Genomic DNA, 17,194 nt, shown 5'->3' on the forward strand with positions numbered 1-17,194 from the left:
TCTAATGATGGGATGAATGAAAAATGGCGATGACAAGGAATAACTCACAAAGCATTCTGGAAGAAGTAAAGCAGTTTGTCGAGGAAGACATCCGGCCCTTCGCGGCTGATTTCGAAGAACAGCAGGCTCTCCCCCGCGAGTTAATCCGGAAGATGGGGCGGAAAGGGTATCTGGGAGCAAGCTTCCCTGAAGAGTTCGGAGGGCTGGAGCTGGATCCGCTTGAATATGGCAGTCTGGTTGAAGAGATCGGCAAAGGAGCCTTGTCCGCCGCGATGCTGCTTACGGTAAGCACGGGTCTGGTTGGCGAGACGCTCATCCGTTGGGGCACGAAATACCAACAAGAGAAGTATGTCCTGCCCATTGCCAGGGGTGAAAAGATTGGTGCGTTTGCGTTGACCGAGCCGGGCGTGGGAAGCGGTGCAAAGGATGTTGAGAGCGCTTACGAAAAAGTTGGAGACAACTACCGGATCACCGGCCGGAAAAAATGGATCTCCTTCGGCGAAATCGCTGATTTTTTTATCGTCATTGCTGCCGAACAATCAAGCAAGGCCGTCAGTGCTTTTCTCGTTGACCGCAATCTGGAAGGCGTGAAGATAAAAAAAATGCAGGGGCTGCTGTCTTGCGCCGCCTCACAGCTTGCTGACATCGAGCTTACCGGTGTTGAGGTCGGGCCGGAAATGATGGTTGGCAAGGAAGGGATGGGTTTTGCCGGAATCGCCAATTTTGCCTTGGACTACGGGCGCTTCAACGTAGCATGGATGGGTGTAGGGTTGGCGCAGGAGGCCTTGGAAGTGATGGTTACTTACGCCAGAAAAAGAAGCCAGTCCGGGCAAAAAATCTTTCATCATCAGCTCATCAAGGGAATTATCGGAGATAATGTCACGAAGATTATGGCCGCGCGTTCGTTGTGCAAGGAGGCTGCACGGATGAGAATCGAAAATCACCCGGACACTGCAATTCACACGACAGCGGCCAAATATTTCTCGTCTACCGTTGCCAACAAGGCTGCCGCCGATGCCATTCAGGTTCTCGGAGCCAACGGATGCAGCAGACGGTTTCCGGTGGAACGTCTGTTCAGAGAGGCCAAAGTCCTTGAAATCATTGAAGGGACCTCACAGCTTCAGCAGCAGATAATCGCCTTGTATGGCGCAAATAAATATTATCAGCCAAAAAGGATTAAAGAAATATGAAAAAACTGGATGCAAATCAAGTGAGTGACATCATCTCTCTTAGTTCGATGCAGGAAGGGATGCTCTTTCATTATTTGAAGGAGCCCGGCAGCTCCCTTTATTTCGAACAGGTGAGTTTGCACATTGCATCCCGGGTTGATCTCTCCGCTTTTGAGGCGGCATGGCAGCACGTTGTCTCCAGCAATGAGATGCTCCGGGCGGTTTTTCGCTGGGAAGGCGTCAAAGAGCCCGTGCAGATTATTCTCAAAGAGCGGGCCCAATTTCTGCAGATCATCGATGTTTCGTCTCAGGGCATCGGTGAACGCAGTGTGTTTATTACAAAACTTATGGAGGATGACAGGAACAGTCCGTTTGATTTAACAGAGGGGGCTTTTCGCGTCTGCCTGTATCAATTCGCTGAAGCCGACTATCAAATGATTCTGAGCCATCATCATATTTTGTTTGACGGGTGGAGCACGGGGATTATCCTGAATGAATTCATGGAGACCTATCAGCTCTTCTTGAATCAGCAGCAGCCATCCGCAGCACTCAAGAAAAGATATAAGGAATTTATCGGGCTGACCAGAAACAAGGACAAAGCGGAGCAGGAAAGGTTCTGGACCGGGTATCTGCAGGAGGTTCATCCCGTGTGGCTGCAGGATATTCTTCCGGCCAGTCCATCCGGGCAGCAAGCGGAGGGGAAAAAGCAGCTTCGTCTGGAGCTGCCCCTTTTTCTCTATGAAGAGATCAAACAGGAGGGGAAATACTCGGTAAGCTGTTATCTTTACGCAGCCTGGGCGATCCTTCAAGCATTTTATACTGACAGCAGGGACATTGTGTTTGGCACAACCATCTCAGGCCGGGAAGAGGCGCTGCACGGATGGGAAGAAACGGTCGGCTTGTTTATTAACACGCTGCCGCTAAGGCTTAGGATTGACCCGGAAGAAACCTTCAAGGGTCTTCTGGAGAAAGTGTTTGTCTCTTTGAATGCAAGAAAAGAGTATGGCTCCACACCGCTCAGGGATATCAAACGATACAGCGGAATGCATTTTGAAAAAGAATTATTTGATACGATTCTGGTGATCGAGAATTATCCTTTGCAAAATAACTTGAATAGTCGGAATATGCTTATCGATTCCTTCTCATATAGAGAGGAAACCAATTATCCTCTGTCCATCTTTATTACCTTATGGAACTCCATTGAAATCGTTATGGATTATAACAGCGGCATGTATAGCGAGGCATTTATTCATGAGGCAGCAGCCCGATATCAGCTGATCCTGTCTTCTCTCGTTCAACATCCGGCGGCACTGGTTGCTTCTGCCGATTTTTTGTTTCCGGAGGAACAAAGGAAGCTGCTGCTGGAATTTGCGAATACGGAAGTTATGGTTCCGGCCGATAAAACCATTCATCAGCTATTTGAAGAGCAGGCGGACAAGGAGCCAGACCGGATTGCGCTTCATTACGCAGGGCAGATCTATACCTACCGGCAGCTCAATGAACAAGCTAATCAGTTGGCGAATTTTTTAACCGGTAAGGGGATTCAGCCTAACCAGCTGGTTGGCATCTGTATGGATAGACGGCCTGAGCTGCTGATTGCGATGCTTGGAATTTTGAAATCCGGAGGAGCTTACGTACCGATTGATCCCATTCTGCCGGAGGAACGGATGGCCGCCATGGTACAGGACGGGCAGATCGAAGTAATCATCACCGTCCAGAAGTACACGGATGCCTTAATGGGCATGAAGGGGAAGCAGCCGGTCCGCCAGACGCTCTTATGTATGGATCAAGACGCGCTGCAGGGACATTACGGTTTACAGGATATCCTCCGATTCCCCTGTGAAGCCGGCATACATCCGTCAACCCCGGAGAATCTTGCTTATGTGATCTATACGTCGGGATCGACGGGAGCGCCCAAGGGCGTTATGGTCAGCCATGGCAACGTAGTGAATTTTATCTTTGGCATGGACAAGCGGATCGGATTCCGGCCTGATGATAAGGTATTGGCGCTCACGACCTATTCCTTTGATATATTCGTCCTGGAATCCTTGCTGCCGCTTTGTTTGGGCATGAACCTTGTGCTCGCCCCCGATTGGGTACAGAAGGAACCCGATGCCATATTGCGGTTGATCGAACAGGAGTCCATCGATATTCTCCAAGCGACACCATCACGTATGAGGATGCTTGTAGACTCTTCATTAGCCGGTTGCCTTCAGCAGCCGGGAAAAATTCTGATCGGCGGAGAGGGGTTTCCCGAAGACCTCTACCAATCCTTGCGCAAGATCACAGACCAACAGATCTACAATGTGTACGGGCCGACGGAAACGACAGTATGGTCTACCGTACAGGAGCTTGAGGATACGCTGTCTATCGGGAAACCCATTGCTAATACAGGAATCTATATTTTATCCAAAGACAAACATCTGCGGCCCTTGGGTTATCCGGGGGAACTATGCATCTCCGGGAAAGGTGTGGCCCAAGGATATCTTAACCAGCCCGGTTTAACCAGCGATAAGTTCATTAATAATCCGTATCATCCGGGGAGAGGCTGTATTGTACCGGTGATTATGCGTATTGGCTGCCGGATGGAAGACTTCAGTTCGTAGGAAGAAACGATGGCCAGGTCAAAATCAGGGGACACCGCATCGAAATTGAAGGAATTGAAAGCACAATCAAAAGCTATCCTGCTGTAAAAGATGCAGTGGTCATCGAAGTGAAAGAGGCTGGCGGCGCGGCACTGGCCGCTTATCTGGTGACGGGCAGCGGATTTGACCGGGAGGATTTCCAGGCTTTTCTCAAGAGCAAACTCCCATATTATGCAGTGCCGGCCAACTTGTATCCCATCGGCGAGATTCCCTATACGAGTAATCTGAAGGTGGACCGGAAAGCACTTGCCCAGATGAAAACCGGCCGCATGGTTCCGTCCGGAAAGCTGGTGGAGCCGCGCAGCAAGCTGGAAAATGAGGTTGCAGCGATTTGGAAAAAGGTGCTGAAGCTTGAGAGCGTGGGCATATTCAACCGCTTCTTTGACATAGGCGGCGACTCGGTGAAGGTCATTCATCTATGTAATGAATTAAAGGCCCGCTTGAACATGGAGATCCCGGTCCAAACCATTTTTGACTATCCGACGATCCATGAATTTGTCAGTTACTGCAATGATACTATGACAAGAACAGCGGGCGAAGCCCGGCAGCAACCTGCAGAATCCAAAGCTTTTCAGCCTCCAATCCTGGATTTCCAGGATACGGATGTGGCTATTATCGGGATGGCCGGCCGGTTTCCGGGGGCTGCTGACAAGGAGCAGTTCTGGAGCAACCTGGTGAGCGGGAAAGAAGCGATCAAGTTTTATACCGATGAAGAATTGAAGGCACTTGGGATGGACAGTGAGCTTTTGAACAATCCCAAGTATGTAAGGGCAAAAGGAAAGCTCGATGACAGCGATTGCTTTGATGCCGATTTCTTTGGGTATACCGTTGCCGAAGCCAAGTGGATGGACCCGCAAATCCGCTTGCTCCACGAGTGTGCCTGGCATGCGCTGGAGGATGCCGGATATGAACCGGAGTCCTACCCCGGAGCAATCGGACTGTATATCGGCTCTTCTTATAATATTTATTGGGTACCCGAGAAGTTCAGTCCTTCCCTGTATGCCTCTGATCAATATCAAATCTACAACATGAACAGCAATTCGTTCGCTACGCTGATTGCCTATCGCATGAATCTGCGGGGCCCGGCGATCACCGTCCAAACCGCCTGCTCCACCTCGCTTGTGGCCATCGACCGTGCTTATAAGGACCTGCTTTTTGGCGATTGTGACATTGCGGTTGCCGGAGGGGCTGCGGTTACGCTGCTTGACGAAATGGGCTATATCCACCAGGAGGGAATGGTCCTGTCCAAGGACGGTCATTGCAGAGCCTTTGAGAAAAAGGCAACAGGCACCGTGACCGGCAACGGAGTAGGACTGGTCGTCCTGAAACGCTTAAAGAATGCGCTTGCTGACGGGGATCACATTTATTCTATTATCAAATCCACTGCCGTCAATAATGATGGAAACCGTAAAGCGGGATATTCCGCTCCAAGCGCTGAAGGACAGGCGGCGGTCATCCAAAAGGCCATTCAGCGTTCCGGTATTGGCTCCGAGCAAATTCATTATATTGAAGCGCACGGGACGGGAACCGTACTGGGTGATCCGGTAGAAATCGAAGGGCTAAAACGGGCCTTCAACACGAGTAAGAAAAATTATTGCGGACTGGGCTCGGTCAAAACGAATATCGGACATCTGGAAGCTGCCGCTGGAATCGCAGGGCTGATGAAAACATCCATGTCCCTGCAAAAAAGAATGATTCCTGCTTCACTCAACTGTGATGAGATCAATGCACATATCGTATTGGAGGATTCGCCATTTTATGTGAATACCCGGCTTCTAGATTTGCGGAATGAGGACAATTATCCGCTGCGGGCGGGGGTAAGCTCGTTTGGGCAAGGGGGAAGCAATGCGCACGTGATTCTGGAAGAAGCGCCGCAGGTGGACTCGGGTCCTGCCCATAGACGATACGTAATCATGACTCTATCCGCAAAAACGGAGCCTGCGTTGAACAATTTGAAGGGAAAAGTAAGAGAGTCGTTCAGACGCAGCCCCGGCGTGCATTTGGCTGATGCCGCCTATACCTTGAAAGTGGGACGGAAAAGTTTTGCCCACCGTTCCGCTTTTCTCTGCACGGAAACCAAAGAGGCCATAGATATTCTCACGGCAAAGGAAACAGCCAAAAGATGGGATGCCATTGTTACGGAGCAGGCCCCATCCGTTGTATTCATGTTTTCGGGCCAAGGTGCAGAATATGTGAATATGGCTCTGGATCTCTATCGGCATGAGCCGGTTTTCCGGGACAAACTGAATGAATGCCTGACGATTTTGCAGGAGATCTCCGGTTTGCGCTATCAGGATTTTTTATTCCCGGATGGCCGGGAGCAGCAAGCGGAGCGCCACATTCACAGACAGAGCGTTTCCCAGCCCCTTCATTTTGCTCTGGAATATTCTTTGGCATGGCTGCTGATGAATTGGCAGGTAGAGCCGCTGAGCATGATCGGGTACAGCATCGGAGAGTATGTCGCCGCGTGTCTGGCGGGTGTGTTTTCCTTGCATGATGCCTTGTTTCTGACCTATCACCGGGGAGTCCTTATGGAGAAACTTCCTGAAGGGCTCATGATCACGGTTCCGCTCCAGGAGGCGGATTTGCTGCAGATTCTACCACCGGCTCTGTCGGTTGCTGCTGTTAACGACGAGTCTTGTATTGTATCTGGAAGCAAGGACAGCATTGCCGCCTTTGAAGCCTTGCTCAAGAGCAAGAAATTGATCAGCATGAGACTGCAGATTTCTCACGCGGGCCATTCCAAAATGCTTGATTCGATGATCAGCGAATTCAGGGAATGCGTTCAGAGGGTGACTTGTAATCCGCCGGCTGTTCCTTTTGTGTCCAGTCTGACCGGGGATGTAATCACGCCGGAGGAGGCGGCGAGCCCGGAGCATTGGGTACGTCATTTGCGGGAGCCTGTGCGTTTTGCCGAAGGATTCAAAAAGCTTGCGCCGCAAGAGAATACCCTGTTTATCGAGATCGGCCCAGGGCGGAATCTATGCACGCTGGTTCAGCGGTTTATGCAGCCTGACCGCAAGCAGAAGCTGCTCGATACCATACGGGTCGAACGTAAAAAAACAGCGGACGACGAGTATTTGTTAAGGACGGTCGCACAATTATGGGTAAACGGGGTTAGTGTGGATTGGAGCCGCTTCTACAGCAATGAACAACGAAGAAGAGTGCCCCTGCCGGGCTACCCGTTTGAGAAAAAACGCTATTGGCTCCGGGATTTTCGTTATGGCATGGGCAGTCCGGCCGTTGAGGCCGTAGCAGGTCAGGCCCCTTATGACTTGCCGGAAGCACCGGCGGAGTCGGAAGCAAGTCCGGTTCAAGCTGAACCAAAGCCAATGAGCAGTGAAGCCGCCATTCTTGCACAGATGGTAACGGATATCATCGGCGGCACAACTATTGGCGAGGATGATGATCTGTTCGAGCGGGGATTCGATTCGCTGAAGGTGATTTCATTTATCTCGAAGGTTACAGACGCGTTCCGCGTTCAATTAACCATGCACGAGGTGTTCCAAAACCCGACAATCAGGGAACTGCTGCCAGTGATTCAGAGGCAGGCACCGGGTCAGGCCGTTGCCATCCCGAAAGCGCCGGAAGCAGCGTGCTATCCGGTATCCTCCCAGCAAAAAAGGCTGTATGCATTGCAGCAATTCGATGAGGACAGCACCGCCTACAATATCCCGGGGGCGTTTGTCTTGCACGGCAAGCTGGACCGGGAGCGGGTGCAAGCCGCATGCGACGGTCTGATCCGGCGGCATGAAGCGCTGCGGACCAGCTTTGAACTGAGCGGACAAGCGCTGGTGCAAAAGATAGACCCTCACGCAGCGTTAGCTATCGCATATTCCGATCTGCCGGGGGCCGGAGTAGAAGAGACATTGCAAGGCTTTGTGCAACCGTTCCGGCTGGAGCAGGCCCCGCTGATCCGGATCCGGCTGGTGCGTGTGGAGAACGAATGCCATGTCCTGCAGATCGATATGCATCATATTATCTCGGACGGGCTGTCCATTGAGCTATTGATCAGAGATTTCCTGGCCTATTACGAGGGACGGGCCCTTGAAGAGCCCCGGATTCAGTACAAGGACTACGCCGTGTGGCAGCAGAACAGGGAGTCGGCGTTCTGGCAAGAGGAACGGGCGTTTTGGCTGGAGCAATACAAAGACGGGTACGAGCTGCTGAATCTGCCGACCGACTTCCGGCGTCCGCCCATCAAGCAGTTCGCGGGCGCGCTCCGCCCGTTTGCCTGGACCGAAGAAATCAGCGGCTCATTGCAAGCGTTCTGCCAGACCCATCAGATTACGCCGTACATGCTGCTGCTTAGCTGCTTTACCATTTTGTTAGCAAAATACAGCGGCCAGCAAGAGGTTCTGGTCGGCACGCCGGTCGGCGGACGTTTGGGCGTGGATACGGAAGACACGGTGGGGGCTTTTGTCAACACGCTGGCCCTCCGCAGCCGCCCGGATGGAACGAAGGTGGTGCTGGACTATCTGCAGGAAGTCCGGGAGTATTGCCTGCATGCCTTTGACCACCAAGGGTATCCCTTTGAAGAACTGGTGCAGGACATTGAGAAGGAACGGGACGTCAGCCGCAATCCGCTCTTCGACACCATGTTTGCCTGGGAGCAGCGGGACCGGAGCCAGCTGCATATCTCCGGTCTCCAGGTGCAGCGCTACGATTTCCACAGCGGTATTGCCAAGTTTGACCTGATGCTGCAGGCCTGGGAAGAGCAAGGGGAAATGGGCTTTAGCATCGAGTACGCCACCGCGCTGTTCAAGGACTCGACGATTCAGCGGATGGGCGGACATTACCAGCAGATTGTCCGGCAGGTTCTGCAATCTCCCGGCCGGACGATCCGGGAGCTTAGCCTGCTCGGGGCAGAGGAAGCAGAGCAGGTACAGTACGGATTCAATCAGACGGAGGCCGGGTATGACCTCAGTCAGAGCATCATCACGCTGATCGAACAGCAAGCGGAGAAGAGGGGAGGCGAAACGGCAGTCGTCTGGGAAGGGCAACGCCTGACCTACCGCGAGCTGAATGAGCGGGCCAACCAGGTGGCCCGCCTGCTGCGGGATCAGGGCTGCCAGCGGGATGAGATCATCGGCATCCTGGCGGAGCGCTCCCCGGCGATGATCATCGGCTTGCTGGGGATTGAGAAAGCGGGCTGCGCCTATCTCCCGCTGGACCCGGACTATCCGGCGGAACGGATCGGCTATTTGATCGCAGACAGCGGGCTAAAGACCGTATTGACCCAGACCGCCTTCGCATCTCAGGCTACCGCCCTGGGCGTAACCGCTGTGGATGTGGAAGAGGAAGCCATCTATGCAGGGTATGAACGCGACAATGTCGCACTGGACATCCTCCCGCATCATTTGGCTTATGTACTCTACACCTCCGGCTCAACAGGCAAACCCAAAGGGGTCCTGCTGACGCACGGGGGGCTGGTGAACCGTCTGCGCTGGATGGCGGAGGCGTACGGAATGGACGAGCGGGAGGTCGTTCTGCAAAAGACCACTTATACCTTTGACGTATCGGTCTGGGAGCTGTTCCTCCCGCTGATGACCGGGGGAGTGCTCTGTCTGGCGAAGCCGGGCGGGGAAAAAGACCCGGATTATCTGGTTCAGCTGATCCGCAGTCAGGGAATAACGACGCTGCATTTCGTGCCTTCGATGCTGTCGGGTTTTGTGCATGCGCTGCCGGAGAATGCGTCATTGGGGCAGCTGAAGCGCTGCATATGCAGCGGTGAAGAGCTGACGCTTGAAGTGAAGGAGCGGTTTTTCCGCAGGGGCGAGGGGGTTGAACTGCATAACCTGTACGGACCTACCGAAGCGACCATTGATGTCAGCTCTTATGAGGTGCATCCGGCAGACCCGCTGATTCCGATCGGCAAGCCAGTGGCGAACACCTGCCTGTATATCGTATCGGAAGAAGGCGGGCTGGTGCCGGTGGGCATTCCGGGAGAACTGTGCATCGGCGGTGTGCAACTGGCGAAGGGGTACCTCAACCGGCCGGAGCTCACGGCGGAGAAATTCAGGACGCTGCCGGGGCTGCCGGAAGAGCGGCTGTATTTCACGGGGGACCTGGCCCGGTGGCGGGAAGACGGGAATATCGAGTATCTGGGGAGAAAGGATACCCAGATCAAGCTGCGGGGCTACCGGATCGAGCTGGGGGAGATCGAGTCCGCCATCCAGAAATATGACAGCCGGATTGAAACGGCTGTCGTGGTGAGCCAGGGGGCACAGGCAGAGACCAAAGTGCTCTGCGCCTACTTTACAGCCAGGGAGCGAATCGAAACTGAGGCGTTAAGGGAATATTTACGCCGGGAATTGCCATCGTATATGGTTCCGGTTTTTTATGCGCAACTGGATGCGCTGCCCCATACCTCCAGCGGGAAGGCTGACCGGAAAGCCTTGGCGGAAGCGGCTGTAGGGCATAGCAGCAAGGAGCCGGTGACAGAGGTTATCTCCAGTAAGGAAGGGCAAATGCTGGAGAACATTTTCAAAGAGACGCTGGGCTGCGGGAGTATTTCTCCGTCCGACAGCTTCTTTGAATTGGGCGGCAATTCTCTTACAGCAATTGTGTTGAAAGCCAGAATAGCCGAAGCCTTTCACATTCATGTGACCATCCTTGATATTTTTGCGAACCCGACGATCAGGGAACTGCTGCCAGTGATCCGGAGGCAGGCACCGGGTCAGGCCGTAGCCATCCCGAAAGCGCCGGAAGCAGCGTGCTATCCGGTATCCTCCCAGCAGAAAAGGCTGTATGCATTGCAGCAATTCGATGAGGACAGCACCGCCTACAATATCCCGGGGGCGTTTGTCTTGCACGGCAAGCTGGACCGGGAGAGGGTGCAAGCCGCATGCGACGGTCTGATCCGGCGGCATGAAGCGCTGCGGACCAGCTTTGAACTGAGCGGACAAGCATTGGTGCAAAAGATAGACCCTCACGCAGCGTTAGCTATCGCATATTCCGATCTGCCGGGGGCCGGAGTCGAAGAGACATTGCAAGGCTTTGTGCAACCGTTCCGGCTGGAGCAGGCTCCGCTGATCCGGATCGGGCTGGTGCGTGTGGAGAACGAATGCCATGTCCTGCAGATCGATATGCATCATATTATCTCGGACGGGTTGTCCATTGAGTTATTGATCAGAGATTTCCTGGCCTATTACGAGGGACGGGCCCTTGAAGAGCCCCGGATTCAGTACAAGGACTACGCCGTGTGGCAGCAGAACAGGGAGTCGGCGTTCTGGCAAGAGGAACGGGCGTTTTGGCTGGAGCAATACAAAGACGGGTACGAGCTGCTGAATCTGCCGACCGACTTCCGGCGTCCGCCCATCAAGCAGTTCGCGGGCGCGCTCCGCCCGTTTGCCTGGACCGAAGAAATCAGCGGCTCATTGCAAGCGTTCTGCCAGACCCATCAGATTACGCCGTACATGCTGCTGCTTAGCTGTTTTACCATTTTGTTAGCAAAATACAGCGGCCAGCAAGAGGTTCTGGTCGGCACGCCGGTCGGCGGACGTTTGGGCGTGGATACGGAAGACACGGTGGGGGCTTTTGTCAACACGCTGGCCCTCCGCAGCCGCCCGGATGGAACGAAGGTGGTGCTGGACTATCTGCAGGAAGTCCGGGAGTATTGCCTGCATGCCTTTGACCACCAAGGGTATCCCTTTGAAGAACTGGTGCAGGACATTGAGAAGGAACGGGACGTCAGCCGCAATCCGCTCTTCGACACCATGTTTGCCTGGGAGCAGCGGGACCGGAGCCAGCTGCATATCTCCGGTCTTCAGGTGCAGCGCTACGATTTCCACAGCGGCATTGCCAAGTTTGACCTGATGCTGCAGGCCTGGGAAGAGCAAGGGGAAATGGGCTTTAGTATCGAGTACGCCACCGCGCTGTTCAAGGACTCCACGATTCAGCGGATGGGCGGACATTACCAGCAGATTGTCCGGCAGGTTCTGCAGTCTCCCGGCCGGACGATCCGGGAGCTTAGCCTGCTCGGGGCAGAGGAAGCGGAGCAGGTGCAGTACGGATTCAATCGGACCGAGGCCGGGTATGACCTCAGCCAGAGCATCATCACGCTGATCGAACAGCAAGCGGAGAAGAGGGGAGACGAAACGGCAGTCGTCTGGGAAGGGCAACGCCTGACCTACCGCGAGCTGAATGAGCGGGCTAACCAGGTGGCCCGCCTGCTGCGGGATCGGGGCTGCCAGCGGGATGAGATCATCGGCATCCTGGCGGAGCGCTCCCCGGCGATGATTATCGGCTTGCTGGGGATCGAGAAAGCGGGCTGCGCCTATCTCCCGCTCGACCCGGACTATCCGGCGGAACGGATCGGCTATTTGATTCAAGACAGCGGGCTAAAGCTCGTATTGACCCAGACTGCTTTCATGGACCAGGCGGCCGCCCTGGGCGTAGCCGCTGTGGATGTGGAAGAGGAAGCCGTCTATGCAGGGTACGAACGGGACAATGTCGCACTGGACATCCTCCCGCATCATTTGGCTTATGTGCTCTACACCTCCGGCTCAACAGGCAAACCCAAAGGGGTCATGCTGACGCACGGGGGGCTGGTGAACCGTCTGCGCTGGATGGCGGAGGCGTACGGAATGGACGAGCGGGAGGTCGTTCTGCAAAAGACCACTTATACCTTTGACGTATCGGTCTGGGAGCTGTTCCTCCCGCTGATGACCGGGGGAGTGCTCTGTCTGGCGAAGCCGGGCGGGGAAAAAGACCCGGATTATCTGTGTCAGCTGATCAACGAGCAGGGAATAACGACGCTGCATTTTGTGCCTTCGATGCTGTCGGGTTTTGTGCATGCGCTGCCGGAGAATGCGTCATTGGGGCAGCTGAAGCGCTGCATATGCAGCGGTGAAGAGCTGACGCTTGAAGTGAAGGAGCGGTTTTTCCGCAGGGTCGAGGGGGTTGAACTGCATAACCTGTACGGACCTACCGAAGCGACCATTGATGTCAGCTCCTATGAGGTGCATCCGGCAGACCCGCTGATTCCGATCGGCAAGCCAGTGGCGAACACCCGCCTGTATATCGTATCCGAAGAAGGCGGGCTGGTGCCGGTGGGCATTCCGGGAGAACTGTGCATCGGCGGTGTGCAACTGGCGAAGGGGTACCTCAACCGGCCGGAGCTCACGGCGGAGAAATTCAGGACGCTGCCGGGGCTGCCGGAAGAGCGGCTGTATTTCACGGGGGACCTGGCCCGGTGGCGGGAAGACGGGAATATCGAGTATCTGGGGAGAAAGGATACCCAGATCAAGCTGCGGGGCTACCGGATCGAGCTGGGGGAGATCGAGTCCGCCATCCAGAAATATGACAGCCGGATTGAAACGGCTGTCGTGGTGAGCCAGGGGGCACAGGCAGAGACCAAGGTGCTCTGCGCCTATTTTACGGCCAGGGAGCGGATCGAAACTGAGGCGCTGAAGGAATATTTACGCCGGGAATTGCCGGCTTATATGGTTCCGGTCTTTTATACGCAACTGGATGCGCTGCCCCATACCTCCAGCGGGAAGGCTGACCGGAAGACACTTTCCCAAATGGAAATACGTGTCGAGAAAGAGCGGTATGTTCACCCGAAAACGATGCTGGAAAAGCAGATGTCACAGCTCTGGAAAGAGGTTTTGCACATCGACAAGGTTGGTCTTCGTGACGACTTCTTCCAGATCGGAGGGGATTCCCTCAGTGTGATTATCCTGCATCAGCAGGTGAAGCAGCATGTAGACGCTGAAATCTCAATCGCCAATCTGTACCGTTACCGCACCATTGAAGCGCTTCTGGATTACCTGAGCCACAAGCAGAATAGCCCTGCCCGGCACACTGCAAGCAATGCCGGACGGAGAGAGCTGCTGCTGCAGGGCAATGAGAAAAGAGCGCAAAGATTATCAAAAAGAAAAGGGATAAACCGAGATGAGTAAACAAACAAACGGACTTGAGATTGCAGTCATTGGCATGTCGGCCAGATTTCCGGGTGCGGCGGACGTTCATACCTTCTGGGACAATTTGGTAAACGGCAAAGAATCCATTACATTTTTCACTGCGGATGAATTGCTGGAGAGCGGGATTGAACCGGCAGCGGTGTCCCATCCGGATTATGTCCGCGCCAAAGGCTATCTGGAGAGCAGTGATCAGTTTGACGCTTCCTTTTTCAACTACTCGCCGCTGGAAGCCGAAGTGATGGACCCGCAGGTGCGCATCTTTCATGAATGTGTCTGGGAAGCGCTGGAGGATGCCGGTTATTGTCCCGGCACGTACCCGGGTTTGATCGGATTATATGCGGGTGCGGCGGGCAGCCTCTACTGGCAGGCGCTTTCCTATTTATCGGAATCTGCCCGGCTGCTCGGTCCATTTACTGCGAACCAGTTCGCGAACAAGGATTATATGTCGACGCTGATTTCCCACCGCCTCAACCTAAAAGGGCCGAGTCTGACGGTCAATACAGCCTGTTCAACCTCGCTCGTTACCATTCACCTTGCGGCTCAGGCGCTGCTCAATGGTGAATGCGATATCGCCTTGGCGGGCGGTGCGAGCATTACCCTGCCGCTTAAATCAGGCTATCAGTACCAAGAGGGGATGATATTGTCGCCGGATGGGCACTGCAAGGCGTTTGATGAGGAGGGGCAAGGCTCTGTCCCGGGAAATGGGGCCGGGGTGGTCGTCCTGAAGCGATTTGAAGAGGCTGTCCAAGACGGAGATCATATTTATGCAGTGATCAAAGGCTCAGCGATCAATAACGATGGAAACCGCAAAAGCGCCTACACGGCCCCAAGCGTGGAAGGACAGGCTGAAGTCATACAAACGGCCCAGCAGCTGGCCGAGGTGACTGCCGCGTCGATCCAATTTGTTGAGACGCATGGAACAGGTACGGTTTTGGGAGATCCGATTGAGCTGGAGGCGTTAAAAGCTGCTTTTGGAAACAGTGAAGAGGTCTGCCGGATCGGTTCGGTGAAGTCGAACATCGGCCATCTCGATGCGGCGGCAGGTGTCGCCGGCTTTATCAAGGCAACGCTCAGTTTACAGCACAGATTGCTGCCGCCTACCCTGCACTTTACCAAGCTAAATCCGAAAATCAATCTGGCGGATTCCCCCTTCGTGGTGAATGGTAAGCTGTCCGATTTATCGGGTGAAGGCGACCCGCTCAGAGCCGGGGTCAGCTCGTTTGGAATCGGCGGCACGAATGCGCATATCGTTTTGGAAGAAGCCCCCCGCCGCCAAGGTCGTCGAAGGGAAGAGATTCACAGCTTATTCTGATTTCGGCAAAAAGCAGAAGCGCATTGGAGCAGCACAGCAGCAATCTGGCGGCCTATATCAGGAACCACCCCGAGGTGCCCTTGGCGGATTTGGCCTACACCCTGCAGGTCGGGAGAACGGATTTCGGGCACAGACGGTTTGTCGTGGCGAACCATACGGGCGAACTTCCGGAAATGCTACAGCCGCTTGGCAATGAGAAAGGAAAGCCTTCACGGAAAGTATTCACGAGTACCGTCGAACAGGAAAACAAGCCGATCGTATTCATGTTTCCGGGGCTGGGCAATCAGTACGTGGATATGGGACTGGGGCTGTATCGTACGGAGCCTCTTTTTAAGCAAGAACTCGATAGATGTTTTGACCTGCTGGACAGCCACTTGGATTTCTCTATGAAAGCAATCCTTTTCCCGCAGGAAGCACGGGATGAAGCTGTTCACAAGATCAACCGGATTGATATCAATCAAATGGTGGTCTTTATCTTTGAGTACGCCCTTGGCAAATATCTTATAGAGCTAGGGATCATGCCGAAATATATGATTGGCTACAGCTTTGGAGAATTCGCCGCCGCTTGTCTGGCAGGCGTTTTTGTGCTGGAAGACGCCATCCGCGTGATTATCCGGCGGGGACAGATGATTAAGGGGACGGAGGAAGGCGCTATGCTCAGCGTTCCGATGACGGAGGAAGAGCTGCGGCCCCTGCTCCCGCCGGACGTCTCCTTAAGCATTGTGAACGGCCCTTCTTGCGTGGTTGGCGGAACCCGGCCGGCGGTTGAACAGTTTGAGGAGCAACTGAAATCCTTGCGGCAAATCTGCATCCGCCTGGACACGTCTTATGCCCTTCATTCTGCGGTGATGGAACCGGTCAGGGAGGCATTTGCGGAAGAAATGAAGCAAATCCGTTTGTATCCGCCGCAAATTCCGTTTATTTCGAACCTCAGCGGGAACTGGATTACCGATGAGGAAGCAACCGATCCGGGGTATTGGGGCCAGCAGTTAACCGATTCGATCCGTTTTGCAGATGGCTTGCAGGAAATCTTGAAGGAAGAAGCGCTGACCTTTCTCGAAGTAGGCCCGGACCGGAATTTGAGTGCGCTCTTGAGATACTTTGTACACCGTGATTCGTCGCATACGATCCTTAACCTCATCCGAAATCCGCAGGAAAACGTGGAGGATCAGACCTATCTGTACACCCGGTTAGGCCAGTTATGGGGGCGGGACACAGCATTGAATGGATGAAGCTGTACGCATATGAGCGAAGAAACAGGCTTTCCCTGCCGGCTTATCCTTTTGAACGGGAATCGTATGGAATGGAGGGCAACCCGTTTGACATGCTGGAGGGTCAACAGAAGGGAAAGCATTCGCTTTTGCCAAAACAGCCGCATATGGAAGACTGGTTTTATCTCCCGCTCTGGCAGCAGAAGGCGCTGCCGCTGGCAGCCGGGCTGCTGGGCGGGCAGCTCTGCCTTCTTTTTGCGAACCATGATTTGATCAGCAGGGAACTGCTGCAGGCGTTACGGAGCAGCGGGCAGCGCGTAATTACCGTGTATCGCGGTCATGAATTTAGTATGCACGATGACAGCGAATATACGGTTCAACCGGAATCGCCTGCGGATTACCAACAACTGTTTGCGGTCCTGCAAGAGAAACAGGTAGAGGCGGATAACCTGATTCATCTGTGGAGCCTGGAGAACCGGGTTTCCGCGCCTTTGGATGCCGCCGGCTTTCATGAAAGCCAAAAAAACGGGTTTTACAGTGTCACCTATATTGTCCAATGCCTCCATCAATTCAGCAGACACAAGGCGGTCCGGATTGCAGTTGTGACGGATGAAGTATTCTCTGTGACGGGGCAGGAAACGCTGCACCCGGAGAATGCCCCTTTGATTGGGCTGGGCCTGGTGGTTCCGCAGGAAATGCAGCATATCCGGCATCTGACCGTAGACATCCAGTCTGCTTCTGTAGAAACAGGGGAAGAGGCCAAGCAATTGGCCGGGATGCTGTTAGAGGAGCTGGGCGGCGAACATCGTGACCGGCAGGTTTCTTACCGGGGCTCCAAAGATGGGTTCCAATCTATCAGCCTATCAAGCTGGAACCGCAGATCGTCAAGCCGGATCTGTTCCGGACTAACGGTGTGTATGTCCTGACTGGC

At 54.2% G+C, this 17,194-nt stretch carries 6 protein-coding genes; all 6 read left to right on the top strand.

All coding sequences use genetic code 11. The features are described from left to right. The first annotated feature begins 23 nt into the window (after positions 1-23). The 6 genes from JI735_RS16835 to JI735_RS16860 are packed head-to-tail and all read left to right on the top strand — an operon-like array spanning position 24 to position 17,189. Positions 24-1,190 carry an acyl-CoA dehydrogenase family protein gene (locus JI735_RS16835; protein WP_051051832.1) on the top strand — a complete coding sequence of 389 codons (1,167 nt, stop codon included), beginning with the start codon at positions 24-26 and terminating at the stop codon, positions 1,188-1,190. Continuing rightward, positions 1,187-3,775, top strand: coding sequence for a non-ribosomal peptide synthetase (locus tag JI735_RS16840; protein WP_202677589.1), 2,589 nt, complete (start codon positions 1,187-1,189; stop codon positions 3,773-3,775). Before JI735_RS16835 ends, JI735_RS16840 begins: the two co-directional genes overlap by 4 nt. After that, complete coding sequence (locus tag JI735_RS16845) at positions 3,748-13,719, top strand: non-ribosomal peptide synthetase/type I polyketide synthase (RefSeq protein ID WP_233476482.1); 9,972 nt, start codon at positions 3,748-3,750, stop codon at positions 13,717-13,719. The genes JI735_RS16840 and JI735_RS16845 overlap by 28 nt, the downstream gene beginning before the upstream one ends. Beyond that, positions 13,712-15,052 carry a type I polyketide synthase gene (locus JI735_RS16850; RefSeq protein ID WP_202677591.1) on the top strand — a complete coding sequence of 447 codons (1,341 nt, stop codon included), beginning with the start codon at positions 13,712-13,714 and terminating at the stop codon, positions 15,050-15,052. Before JI735_RS16845 ends, JI735_RS16850 begins: the two co-directional genes overlap by 8 nt. Continuing rightward, on the top strand, positions 15,052-16,284 hold the full coding sequence (locus JI735_RS16855; RefSeq protein WP_411830127.1) for an acyltransferase domain-containing protein: 1,233 nt from the start codon (positions 15,052-15,054) through the stop codon (positions 16,282-16,284). Before JI735_RS16850 ends, JI735_RS16855 begins: the two co-directional genes overlap by 1 nt. Continuing rightward, the gene (locus JI735_RS16860; RefSeq protein WP_202677593.1) at positions 16,254-17,189 is read left to right on the top strand and encodes a KR prefix domain-containing protein; all 936 of its coding nucleotides are present in this window, start codon (positions 16,254-16,256) and stop codon (positions 17,187-17,189) included. The genes JI735_RS16855 and JI735_RS16860 overlap by 31 nt, the downstream gene beginning before the upstream one ends. Positions 17,190-17,194: the final 5 nt, after the last annotated feature.

This window comes from Paenibacillus sonchi (assembly GCF_016772475.1).
GTDB lineage: Bacteria > Bacillota > Bacilli > Paenibacillales > Paenibacillaceae > Paenibacillus_AQ > Paenibacillus_AQ sonchi.

Coding starts and splice junctions, on each gene's coding strand:
- JI735_RS16835 (WP_051051832.1), top strand. CDS start 24: ATGGCGATGACAAGGAATAACTCACAAAGCATTCTGGAAGAAGTAAAG.
- JI735_RS16840 (WP_202677589.1), top strand. CDS start 1,187: ATGAAAAAACTGGATGCAAATCAAGTGAGTGACATCATCTCTCTTAGT.
- JI735_RS16850 (WP_202677591.1), top strand. CDS start 13,712: ATGAGTAAACAAACAAACGGACTTGAGATTGCAGTCATTGGCATGTCG.
- JI735_RS16860 (WP_202677593.1), top strand. CDS start 16,254: ATGGGGGCGGGACACAGCATTGAATGGATGAAGCTGTACGCATATGAG.